Here is an 11,985-nt window from a genome sequence, read left to right as displayed (position 1 = left end):
AGGAACTGCTTGGGGCGCACCTCGCGCGAAGCCGGCCACAGCCGCGTTCCGGCACCGCCGCACATGATCAGGGGGATGATTTTTTGGGACACGTGTGAGCTACTCAAGAGAGGGATTTATACGCGGTGATAATTTCGATACCAGTCGACAAAGCGGCCCAAGCCATCCGCCAGCGGCGTCGAGGGCGTGAAGCCGACGTCGCGTTGCAGGGGCGAAATGTCGGCGCGCGTCTCGAGGACGTCGCCGGCCTGCATCGGCAGAAGCGTGCGGATCGCCGGCTTGCCGATGATCTTCTCCAGTGTCTCGACGAACTCGACCAAGTTGACCGAGCGGTTGTTGCCGATGTTGTAGACGCGATACGGCGCATTGCTCGACGAGTTTTCCGGCTGCTCGGCGTTCCACGCGGGATTCGGCGTCGCGGGGCGATCGAGGGTGCGGATCACGCCCTCGACGATGTCGTCGACGTAGGTGAAATCGCGCCACATATTTCCATTATTGAAAAGCTTGATCGGCTCACCCGCAAAGATCGCGCGCGTGAAGAGCCAGGCGGCCATGTCGGGCCGGCCCCATGGACCATAGACGGTGAAGAAGCGAAGACCGGTCACCGGCAGCTTGTGAACATGTGCGAACGTGTGCGCTATCAGCTCGTTGGCCTTCTTGCTCGCGGCATAGAGGCTGACCGGATGATTGACCGAATGCTCGGTCGAATACGGCAAGGTGCGATTGGCGCCATACACGGAGCTCGACGAGGCGTAGACGAGATGCGCCAGACCGTGGCGCCGGGCGGCTTCGAGCACGGTGACGAATCCATCACAATTGGCGCGGATGCAGGTGATGGGATCGTCGATCGAGGCGCGCACGCCGGGCTGCGCTGCAAGGTGCACCACGCGGTCGGGCGCGACCTCGTCGAACACACGTGTCACCGCAGCGAAGTCGGCAAGATCGATCTCGTGAAATGTGAAGGCATCATGCTTGAGCGTCTCGAGGCGAGCGCGCTTGAGCGCCGGATCATAGTAAGGGGTCACTGCGTCGATGCCGACAACTCGTTCCCCGCGCGCGAGCAAGCGCTCACAGACATGCATGCCGATGAAGCCGGCAGCGCCGGTAACCACCACGGGGGCCAAAATAAACTCCGTTGTTCGACCTCATATACCGCATTGCCAGACTGAACCAGTCCAGGCAAGGGTTCAGCATTGGACAACAGCCCCCATCGCATCGGCAAGCTTAATGTCGGGCGCTTCGGATGTCAGCCTTGCCAAGCTAACCAGAAGGGGCGCCCTTTGCCTGCCGACGCAACATCAGGTGCGCGTCCATAAAGGGCTCCCGACTGCCCGGAAGTCTTTCAACAAGTGTTCCCGGGGAGCACCGAACGAACAGCACCTGGCGGCATTCGGCGCAGGGCTCGGCCAGGCCCCCTCCGCCTGCCAGACGAACTCAGCGCCGTACTTCTGCTTGAGCCAGCACATCTAGGCGCCGTGGGCGTGGATGGTCGCGGTGAGGCGGCCGCTCCAAAACCTGTGTACTCAACTCCCAACCTCGCGGGCGATCCGACCTTTTGCACAGATCACATCGGCGGCAACTTATTTCCCTGCAATCAGGGAAATAAACAGCGAAAGGATGGCACATAGTCGGGTGGCTCCAAGCCGAAAGACCGGAAAACCTCAGCAAAACTCGAGAGTGACGATGCTCGCGCGCAAACGTATCAGGGAATATCAAGACACCTAACAGGGAAAGAACAGAGCAATGAACACGCGGACCAGGTATCTCATACGCAGTGGAGACGCCCAAGAGTTCTAAGAACACTAAGCCGACCCAACTTTGAGACCCGCCGTCCTGCGAAGTGCGCCCCCTGTCTTTGAAGGAAGTAGGCGCCCTTACTGGTATCGCTCCAAACGATTTCAAGTAGAATAGCAGAAGCGTAGAGGGCAACGACTGCTGTCAGATCATAAAGCCTGAACTTCCGCGACGAGCGGGAGTTGCGCGAAATGATCGGTCGTGGCTACCGGTCCGCCGAAGTTGCTGCAGTCTTGGATCGAGCACGCCACGTTGCAGATGCCTACGAGCCCCTCACGTTTCGATTGGTCCTTCTCGTCTCCGGTGCTGTCGCCGTCCTGCCTACAACCATTTGGTTAGGGCGATTGGCTGGATGCTTGGCAGCTAGTTCGCTTCCCGCCCGCCTGCGTTTTGCTTAGCATGGCCCATGGCAAGAGGGTATTCGAAGGCGATTCGATCACTTCATTCTGCCGCTATACGCGGTCATTCCCCGTGCGGTAAGAGCCCAGGCCGTGACGGGCAGATGCCTTGGTGGCTTGCGGACAAGTGGCGCGCGAGGCACTTTTCGCACCAAATCGAGCGACTCAGCCCCTATTGGCTGGCGTCAGTCATCTACAAATGCGCACCGACTATTCTCCGGACGACGATCTGAAACTATGTCCCCGAAGCCAGGCGTCGCGACTGAGTGTGGTCGGCTGCTGGAACTATCCGGATCAGCATCACCGCTTCACTGATGCCGCAGAGACGATCGCGGCAGCATACCCGGGACGAATAGGCCTTGCCCCGCTCCCTGCAGCCTAAATTCAGAGGTAAGCCGCATATGCGTGCTTCAAGCCGTCGTGAAGCGGTGTCGTCGCGCGCCAGCCGAGTCGGCTAGACGGCTGACGTCGAGCAGCTTGCGCGGCGTGCCGTCGGGCCGCGAGCTATCGAAACTGATCTCGCCGCTGTAACCGACGATTTCGGCAACCAGGCGCGCGAATTCGGCGATGGTTATGTCCTCGCCGGTGCCGATATTGGCCAGCTCGGCACTGGCATAGGTGTTCATCAGGTGCACGCAGGCATCTGCCATGTCGTCGACATAATGGAACTCGCGCCGCGGCGTGCCGGTGCCCCAAACGACGACATTCTTCGCGCCCGAAACCTTGGCCTCATGGAAGCGACGGATCAGGGCGGCGACCACGTGACTCATTTCGGGATGATAATTGTCGCCGGGGCCGTAGAGGTTGGTCGGCATCACGCTGATGAAGTCGCATCCGTACTGGCTGCGATAGGCCGACCATCTTGATCCCGGCGATCTTGGCAATCGCATAGGCCTCGTTGGTCGGCTCTAGCGGACCAGTGAGCACGGAGTCCTCGCGCAAGGGCTGCGCGGCGTCCTTTGGGTAGATGCAGGGCGGGCCCAGAAACATCAGCTTCTCGGCGCCGTTTCGATGCGCGGCCTGGATCAGGTTAGCCGCGATCGCGATGTTGTCGTAAATGAAGGCGCGCAGGGTGTTGTTGGCGACGATGCCGCCCACCTTTGCAGCGGCGAGGAAGATCACTCGCGTCTTCCCGAACCAGTCGAACCGCGGCCTCCTTGCGGAGATCGACCTCGCGCCGGTCCACGGTGATGAGTTGAGGCGCGCAAGCGCGCTGCCGACCATGCCGTGATGGCCTGCGACGCTCTTGCCTGCAGTTCAAACGGTACGTTTGCAACTCGTCGTGCCCGTTTGGCACCGCCAGATCGCTCTCCATCATCTCGGCGACGAGCTCTAAAAAGCTCTGCTTCGGCGTTCAGCCGAGCACCTCGCGCGCCTTGCTGGCGTCGCCGACGAGGAGATCGACCTCGGTAGGGCGGAAATAGGTCGGATCGATCTTCACGCCCTTCTTGCCGGTCTTGGTGTCGACGCCGGTCTCGTCGACGCCCTCGCCGCGCCACGCGATGCGTCAGCCGATTTGGGCGAACGACAACTCGACCATCTCTCGCCCCAAGTGCATCTCGCCCGTGGCGAGCACGAAATCGTCGGGCTTGTCGGCTTGCAGGATCTTGTGCATGCCCTCGACATAATCGCGCGCATGGCCCCAGTCGCGCTTGGCCGAGAGATTGCCGAGATAGAGCGTCTGCTCCAGATGCGGGCGACGCCACGCGTGATCTTGCGCGTGACGAAGGTCTCGCTGCGGATCGGACTCTCATGATTTAACAGAATGCCGTTGCTCGCGAACATGCGATAGGCCTCGCGATAGTTCACCGTCATCCAGTAGCCGTAGAGCTTTGCCACGCCGTAGGCGAGTGCGGATAGAACGGCGTCGTCTTCTTCTGCGGGATCTCCTGGACGAGACCGTAGAGCTCCGAGGTCGAGGCCTGGTAGAACCGCGTCTCCTTCTCCATGCCGAGGATGCGGATTGCTTCCAGCAGGCGCAGGACGCCAATGCCGTCGGCATTGACGGTGTATTCCGGGCTTTCGAAGCTGACGGCGACGTGGCTTTGGGCAGCGAGATTGTAGATTTCGGTCGGTCGGATCTGCTGTACCAGACGGGTCAGATGGGTCGAATCCGTCATTGTCGCCGTAGTGCATCAGGAACGGGAGTTGCCGACATGCAGGTCCTGGTAGAGATGATCGACTCGCGCGGTGCTGAACAGCTCATTAACGCTTCTGGCGAATGACTATCGATTTTTGTCGTGGAACGCCGAATAGTGGAGATCGCTTGCATCTGACGTAATTCAAAGCATTAACCATGCGCCGCGACAAATGGCCAAGGTTTTAAATGCACTTTTTTTGTTGCCTTATCGATTTAATGGTTTAAAATTTAATAATCGTAATTCCTCGCTTCGGAATGCCGGCTCGACATTCGAACTAGGCCTGCGTTAGCGGTAGATTGGTGTTGGTAGGAGTATTGTCTTGGCCATCGAATTCAACTGGGCAGAGTCGGGGAACTCCAATTTTCAGCTCGCGACCGGCGTTACTCTCACCGCCGGCACGATCAATCCGAACGATCTGCTGATCGCAGTTGTCGTGCCGCTGGTGCCCCACACCGGCGACCACGGGGACGGACCGCTTGTTGGCCCTCCGTCTGGCCCTGTCACGCCTCCTTCGGGTTGGATACAACTTGATAATACAGCGCTGTCGCTCGATGGCGTGCCAGCGAACGCATCGGTCTTTTACAAGGTCGCAACAGGAAACGAGAGCGATAACCTCCATTTTGGTTGGACCAGTCAGTCGGACTATTCCTGGACGCTTCTGAGCTATTCGGGAGTGGACCCGACCTCGCCGATCGACGTCTTCGGAGGCGAGACCAACACGGGCGACTACGTTGATGAAACAATAGCCCCCTCGGTTACGACCACCAGCGCGAACGATACGCTCGTCAGCGTCTGGATCAGCAAGGGCGGCGCTGAGGACTATACAGCAGATCCGACGACGACGGTTCGCTCCAACACCAATTCGAACACGTACGAATTCCCGCAGATCATGGTCGGAGACGAACATCTGACGTCGGCCGGAGCAACCTCTCCTAATGAGATGGATCAATTGTATCCGACTAGGGACCAGCGCGGATTCTCGATCGCGCTTCGGGAGGCGGCATGCTTCATGGCGGGAACGATGATCCGTACGCCCGACGGAGAACGTGCGGTCGAGACGATCGTTCGCGGAGACCGAGTCGTTACGTCCGACGGCCAGCCGGAACGAGTGGTTTGGGTCGGGCGTCAGACCATTTCCATGCTGTTCGCTGATCCGCTTCGTATACTGCCGGTTCGCATTCGGGCCGACGCCCTTGGTGAGGGCGTTCCTTCGCGCGATTTTCTGCTATCGCCTGATCACGCAATCCTTGTCGGGGGTGTGCTCATTCAGGCCGGTGCGCTGGTTAATGGCACATCGATTGTACGCGAAACCAAAGTACCTCTGACGTTCACCTACTATCATGTTGAACTTGAACATCACTCGTTGATCCTGGCCGAGAACACGCCGGCGGAGACTTTCATCGACAATGTCGATCGTCTCGCCTTCGACAACTGGCACGAACACGAGGAACTGTACCCGGAAGGCAAAGCCATCGTCGAAATGCCATTTGCCCGCGCCAAGGCACACCGACAAGTACCTCGGGTCGTTCGTGAACTCCTCGCCGCAAGGGTAACTAATATGGCGGCGTCCAGCGCGCAGATAGTTGCCGCCTGATATTTCATGCTCGAACGAGCCGCTCGGGCATCGGGACATTCTAGGGTGGGCATCCGGGATAGATGGGTCTGGGCCAAGACACAACATCTTTGATGGCGTATCGCGATGAACCGTAGCCAACGAGGGGCAATAGACCGATCTTATCTCGCGGGGCCTTGGCGCGCGCGCGAGGTGATCTGCGGCAGGATCGCACGGGGATGACCCTTGGCGAACTTGCACTCGTCGTGTGCGCCCAGGTCGTGATCCTGGGTTCGATCGGTGCTCTAAAATTGCATGCTTGGCGATCGGACGTCTTAAATCGGAACTTCAGCTCCTCCTCCTGGCGTGATCAGGATGGTTCGCTTGAAGCCTCCTCCAATCCGCCCTCGTTCGACGCGCCGGGTCATGGCGGAAGCTTTAAACCGAGGTTTTGGCAAACGTTTCCCGAGCCGGTTCTGACGATGGTCCGGCTGGTGACCGGTCAATTGGCCAGACCGAGACGCTTGGATAGCGCACGGAGATTACGCCCGGCGGCACGAAGCGGCAGCGCGCATCCTATGGTCTTCGATGCGGGACGAAGCATTCGTATCCCGGCTGGCCTCCCCACTGGCGTGAGGATATATGCAATCGGAGATATCCATGGCCGCGCGGACCTGTTGCGTTCGGTGCTCGAAAATATCAATTCCGACTACACAAGGAGTCCGGCCGAACGGCCAATTCTCGTTTTCCTGGGTGACTACATCGATCGGGGACCATCATCGAAGGACGTCCTGGATATCTTAGTCGAATGCAAAGCCAGAATCGAAAGCGTATTCCTGAAAGGGAATCACGAGACCTTCGTTTTAGCCTTTCTTCAGGATCCGACGGCCCTGGACTCATGGCGGACCTGCGGCGGCCTTGAGACGCTCCACTCCTATGGTCTGAAGCCCACCCTGCAACCCGACATGCAGGAGCGAATTGACCTCGCAGTGCAACTCGCCACGACCCTACCCGACGATCACCGGGCATTTCTTGGCTCGCTGCAAACATGGTTTCAATGCGGAGACGTCCTGTTTGTACATGCGGGAATTCGTCCGAATATCCCCATCGCTCAGCAGGACGAAAGCGATCTCCTCTGGATCCGCGAAGACTTCCTCGATTTCCGGGCGCCCTTCGAGGCTTTCGTCGTCCACGGCCATACGCCAGTACGTGTCCCCGATGTGCGGACCAACCGCCTGAACATTGACACCGGAGCCTTCGTGACGGGACGCCTGACCTGCGTCGCAATCGAAGGCTCAGCAGTCAGACAAATCTCAGAATTGGCATCGAACGTGGGCGGACAAGCGACTGTGCACTAAGCCAACTCACCTCTCCTTGAACGCGTGCTCAGCCTGGTCCATCAGAGGTTTGGTCAGATAAGACAGTGCCGTCCGGCCGGCCGTCTTGATGAACACTTCGACCGGCATGCCGGGCACGAGCTTGGCGGTCCCGAGTTTTTCGAGCTCATCCGCGCCAAGTCCCACCCGCACTGTATAGAAGCTATTGCCGGTTCTCCGATCCTCGGTCAAATCCGGCGATACCATTGTTACCGTGCCTTCGATTTCCGGCGTGGTTTTCTGGTTGAACGCTGCAAATCGCAAGGCCGCCTGTTGGCCGAAATAGACCTGGTCGATATCGCGCGGCGAGATTTTCACCTCGATGGCAAGCGCGTCTGCATCTGGAACAATGAGCATGATCTGCTCACCAGGCGCAATCACACCACCAACGGTATGAACTGTCAGTTGATGCACACGACCACTTTGCGGAGCGCGAATGTCCACGCGGCTCAGTTGATCCACCGCCGCCGTCTTGCGTTCCGACAACTCCGAGAGCTTTGCGCGCGTTTCGATCAGGTCCTTGCCGACCTCAGTTCGCAAATCCTGATCAATCTGGATCATTTGGAGCTGAATTTCGGCCGTCTTGCCCTTGGATTGCGCGATGGCCCCGGTCAATTGACTGCGCTCACCCTCAAGTCGCGCTGAATCGCGCTCAAGCGCGGTTAGTCGTGCGATCGGGATGAGGTTCTTCTGCCAAAGGGCACGAACACCCTCGAGTTCCTGACGGATCAGATCGATTTCCTTGAGCTTTGCGTCGACCTGGCCCGAATATCCCTTTACTTCTTCCGCCAGTTGCGCAATTCGCTCCCTCAGCTGGGCTTTCTGGCCAGCCCTGGCTTCCCTTCTCAAACTGAAGAGGGCTTTCTCGGCAGCGACGACATGCGCAGCCACAGAAGAGGTGTCGCGCGCGCGCTCGATCAAAGACATCTGGAAGACGATTTGCTCGGAATTGTCGCGCTCCGCCTCGAGACGACCTTGACGAGCAAGGAGTTCATCGACGCCTTGAATAACAATTGTGGCGTTGGCGAGCGTTTGGGTCTTGTCCAGTCCGATCAGGATCTGCCCTGCATCGACATGGTCACCTTCACGCACGTGCATCTCACCAACGATGCCGCCTGTTGCGTGTTGCACCTTCTTGACGCTCGAATCGACGACAACAACGCCCTGCCCGATCACGGCCCCGGTCAATTGTGAGGTCGCGGCCCACCCGCCAATTCCAAACGTCGCAAATAAAATAATGAGAATGCCAACGATCATGTAGCGCTGAATAGATCGTAACGCTGGCGTTGCGGCTTCGCCCTCCATCACGCCCCTCCTTGTCCGTCGGCGACAACCCTCAACGGTACCGGCGTGCGCAAGACTTTCCTCAGTACCTCTTCCTTGGGCCCGAACGACTGCACTCTGCCTTCCCCAACCACCAGAACGTGGTCGACCCCTTCAAGGGCCTTGGGGCGGTGAGCAACGATGATGACGATCCCGCCACGGCGACGCACACCAAGGATTGCCTCGGTCAGCGCATCCTCACCCTCTGAATCGAGATTGGAAGTGGGCTCGTCCAAGACGACAAGAAATGGGCTCCCGTAGAACGCGCGGGCAAGGCCGATACGCTGACGCTGTCCGGCCGACAGCGCCATGCCGCCCTCGCCCACTCTCGTTGAATAGGCGTCGGGAAGAGACAGGATGAGATCGTGCGCTCCGGCAGCGTTTGCGGCTCCCAAAACCGCTGCAGGAGTGGCCTTGACGTCAAACCGGGCGATATTGACGGCAATGCTGCCGTCGAACAATTCGACATCTTGAGGAAGATATCCGATGTGTTTGCCGAGGGACTGGGATGACCAGTGCTCCAGTGCGGCATTATCCAGTTTAATCTTGCCCCGTGCATGTGGCCAAACCCCCACGAGCGCCCTTGCCAAAGTAGATTTGCCTGCTCCGCTTGGGCCGATGATGCCAAGCGCTTGCCCGCCTTTCAACGCGAACGATACGTCCGACAGCAGGGGTTTCTGGGAGCCCGGGGCCGCGACATGAAGCTGCTCGACGACCAGGGCACCGGTCGGCGGCGGCAACGCGAGCGGCTCTTCTTCGCGCGGCAGGAGCTTGAGCAAATCGTCGAGGCGCCGACCTGCTTGCCTTGCGGAGACGAAGCCCTTCCAGTTCGCGATTGCGATCTCGACAGGAGCAAGTCCCCTGGCAGTCAAGATTGAGCTTGCAATGATAATACCTGCAGTAGATTCCTGATTGATGACCAGATAGGCACCGACCGCGAGGATAAGCGATTGCAGAAGCGACCTGAACGTCTTTGAAATGCCGCCGAGCCCGCTTCCGATATCGCTGGATCGCTCATGGGCCGCCAGGTATTTCTGATTCACGTCCTGCCATCGCTCGGCGGCCTGACGCCGCATTCCCATGGCCTGAAGTACTTCAGCGTTTCGTCGTCCCTCAGCCGCAAGGGCACTGCGCAGGACTGCATGTCGTGAAGAGGCTTTGGCCGGACCGCGGCTTTGAATTTCCGTGAGAGCGGTGAGGCCGACCAGTATGATACCGCCGAGCAGCGCGGCTATTCCGATCCAAAAATGGAAGAGAAAGCAGATACCCAGATAGATCGGTATCCATGGCAGATCGAACAAAGCGGCCGGGCCGCTGCTCGACAAGAAGCTGCGAACCTGGTCGAGATCGCGCAAAGGCTGCAACCCGTCGCCGTCGCCCCGCGTCTTGAGGGGCAATCTGACGAGCGCATCAAAGACCCGCAGTCCCAGTCGTTCGTCGAGATAACGGCCGATGCGCAGGCTTATCCGGCTTCTGACCAGGTCAAGCCCTCCTTGAAGCACATATAGCATCGCCACGAGGGCCAACAGCGCGACAAGAGTCGGGATGCTGCGGCCTGGCAGAACCCGGTCGTAGACCTGCAGCATGAAGAAGGAGCCATTCAGCATCAAAAGATTGCTGAGGCCGCTGAATATCGCAAGAGCCCAAAAGATGCGACGGCAAGAAACGACGAAGGTGAGTACTTCGGAGCGCGCGTCCCCGTAGACCGCATCCGCCCCTGCACGCTCGCGGAAGATTCGGGAGCGCATTGTCTCCAGCGCCCCGCCGGAGACCTTCGATCGAACCCGATCGACGATGATCCCCACTGCGGCCTTAGCCACCTGCCAGTGAGAAACCTCGACCGCAGAAGCGTCGGGCGGCGGGAACTCCCGCCGCGATCCCAAATCACTCATAAGTCCCCCGCAAAATCGTCTGCCCCTAATCGTCAAGTGCTATCCAAAGTGGAAATCGTGGCTATCGAGTGCGCTCAATTTCGTGTTTTTCAGCGTGAGGCTGTCGGAGCCGGCGGAGATGACCACATCGCCACCGCATTGCGAAGCGTGAGCCAAAACGCTGGCGAAACTGTCGAAAGCGGTGTTGTTGAATTGTATCACATCGTGATTCCAACCGCTGGCGTGGAAGTCCTTGATGACGTCATTGCCGAAGTTGGCCGCGAAAACGAACGTATCAATGCGTCCGTTACCCAGGAAAACGTCATCCCCATTCGTGCCGGTGAGTGCGTTTCTTCCGGTTGTTCCCAGAATTGCGGCCCCATCACTGTTGGCAACAACGTGCCCAGAGCTGTCGACTTCTTGCGCCGTGAATTTATGAATGGTGTTGGGAAAGCCGGCTTTAGTTGTGTACGTCCAAGTTCCATCCGACCCCACGGTGGCCGAACCAAGGGCCTTCGTGTCATCGAAGAGTTTGATAGTGCTGTTGGGATCGGCCGTACCCTTCAGTGTGACGGCACCCCAACGGTTCTCCGAAAGATTCGTGAATTCGACATGAGCCTGCGCATCGACCTCAAGGTGCGTGGTAGCGGAGGTTTGACTGGTGTTGCCCGCAGCATCGGTCGCTGTCGAGGTCAAATCGTGTCCACCAGCGCTCAGGTTGCCCGCATCGAAGCTCCATACCCCCGTGCTGGTTGCAGTTGAGGTCCCGATCTGGACCGAGCCGTCAAAGATCTTGATCAGGCTGTTCGCTTCTGCGGTGCCCTTGAGCATGACGTCGTCGGCGATGGTGCTGGCTTTCGCGGTGGTCCCGGCCTGCGAAGCAACATCCATCGTCGGCGCAGTCGGAGCATGTGTATCAATCGTGATCGCAAATGTCCCCGACGCGGGACCGCCGGATGCATCCTGCGCGGTGAGATTGTGAATTCCATCGTTGAGCGTGGGCGTCGCTAGGGACCAATGGCCGCTGCCGTCAACATTGGCGCTACCCAGCTGAGTGGAGCCATCGAAGACTTTCACGGTGCTGCCGGCGACGGCCGAGCCCGTCAGCGTCAGCGTGTTGTCGTTGGTGATGTGGTCGCCGACAACACCGCTGTCGGTCGTGAACGAAGCGATCGTCGGCGCCGCAGGCGCCGCGGCGATCGTCACCGAGACCGGCGAAGACGCCGTGCCGGTGTTGCCCGCAGCATCGGTCGCCGTGGCCGTGAAGCTGTGACCGCCGGTCGACAGCGCCGCAGTGGTATAGCTCCATGCGCCGCTGGCGTTGGCGACCGCGGTGCCGAGCTTGTTCGCACCGTCGAACACCGTGATCGTGCTGTTGGCTTCCGCCGTGCCCGTCAGGACCTCGACATGCGTGCTCGCAAGCGTCGCTGCAGACGTCGATGCGACCAGCGTCGGCACACCCGGCGCGTGCGTATCGATCGTGACGGCCAGGGCCGTCGACGCAACGCTGGTGCCGCCCGAGGTCGTCGC

At 59.3% G+C, this 11,985-nt stretch carries 7 protein-coding genes and 2 pseudogenes; 2 read left to right on the top strand and 7 right to left on the bottom strand.

Annotated features, from left to right (window positions below; genetic code table 11):
* The 4 genes and pseudogenes from AC0L3U_RS37780 to gmd form a co-directional block, all read right to left on the bottom strand.
* A partial coding sequence (locus tag AC0L3U_RS37780) for a sugar phosphate nucleotidyltransferase (protein ID WP_473364904.1) occupies positions 1-92 on the bottom strand: 92 nt, incomplete at its 3' end.
* A gap of 24 nt (positions 93-116) precedes the next feature.
* Positions 117-1,124, bottom strand: coding sequence for an NAD-dependent epimerase/dehydratase family protein (locus tag AC0L3U_RS37775; RefSeq protein ID WP_473295514.1), 1,008 nt, complete (start codon positions 1,122-1,124; stop codon positions 117-119).
* A 1,452-nt stretch (positions 1,125-2,576) separates the two neighbouring features.
* Positions 2,577-3,448 (bottom strand): annotated as a pseudogene (locus AC0L3U_RS37770) (GDP-L-fucose synthase family protein).
* 101 nt (positions 3,449-3,549) lie between these two features.
* Positions 3,550-4,390: pseudogene (gene gmd, locus AC0L3U_RS37765) on the bottom strand (GDP-mannose 4,6-dehydratase); the annotation flags it as partial.
* A gap of 262 nt (positions 4,391-4,652) precedes the next feature.
* Here gmd and AC0L3U_RS37760 point away from each other — a divergent pair.
* The gene (locus tag AC0L3U_RS37760) at positions 4,653-5,927 is read left to right on the top strand and encodes a Hint domain-containing protein (RefSeq protein WP_473295515.1); all 1,275 of its coding nucleotides are present in this window, start codon (positions 4,653-4,655) and stop codon (positions 5,925-5,927) included.
* A gap of 197 nt (positions 5,928-6,124) precedes the next feature.
* On the top strand, positions 6,125-7,243 hold the full coding sequence (locus tag AC0L3U_RS37755; RefSeq protein ID WP_456765685.1) for a metallophosphoesterase family protein: 1,119 nt from the start codon (positions 6,125-6,127) through the stop codon (positions 7,241-7,243).
* A 6-nt stretch (positions 7,244-7,249) separates the two neighbouring features.
* Here AC0L3U_RS37755 and AC0L3U_RS37750 read toward each other — a convergent pair whose 3' ends face one another.
* The 3 genes from AC0L3U_RS37750 to AC0L3U_RS37740 all read right to left on the bottom strand — a co-directional run.
* Complete coding sequence (locus AC0L3U_RS37750; RefSeq protein ID WP_007606867.1) at positions 7,250-8,566, bottom strand: HlyD family type I secretion periplasmic adaptor subunit; 1,317 nt, start codon at positions 8,564-8,566, stop codon at positions 7,250-7,252.
* Complete coding sequence (locus AC0L3U_RS37745) at positions 8,566-10,476, bottom strand: type I secretion system permease/ATPase (protein WP_473295516.1); 1,911 nt, start codon at positions 10,474-10,476, stop codon at positions 8,566-8,568. The genes AC0L3U_RS37750 and AC0L3U_RS37745 overlap by 1 nt, the downstream gene beginning before the upstream one ends.
* 39 nt (positions 10,477-10,515) lie before the next feature.
* A partial coding sequence (locus AC0L3U_RS37740) for an Ig-like domain-containing protein (RefSeq protein ID WP_473364903.1) occupies positions 10,516-11,985 on the bottom strand: 1,470 nt, incomplete at its 5' end.

The sequence above is a fragment of the Bradyrhizobium sp. Kon69 genome (assembly GCF_055807515.1).
Note: the sequence above shows the minus strand (reverse complement) of the source record. Positions and strands in the feature narration are given on the sequence as shown.

Coding starts and splice junctions, on each gene's coding strand:
- AC0L3U_RS37750 (WP_007606867.1), bottom strand. CDS start 8,566: ATGGAGGGCGAAGCCGCAACGCCAGCGTTACGATCTATTCAGCGCTAC.
- AC0L3U_RS37755 (WP_456765685.1), top strand. CDS start 6,125: ATGACCCTTGGCGAACTTGCACTCGTCGTGTGCGCCCAGGTCGTGATC.
- AC0L3U_RS37745 (WP_473295516.1), bottom strand. CDS start 10,476: ATGAGTGATTTGGGATCGCGGCGGGAGTTCCCGCCGCCCGACGCTTCT.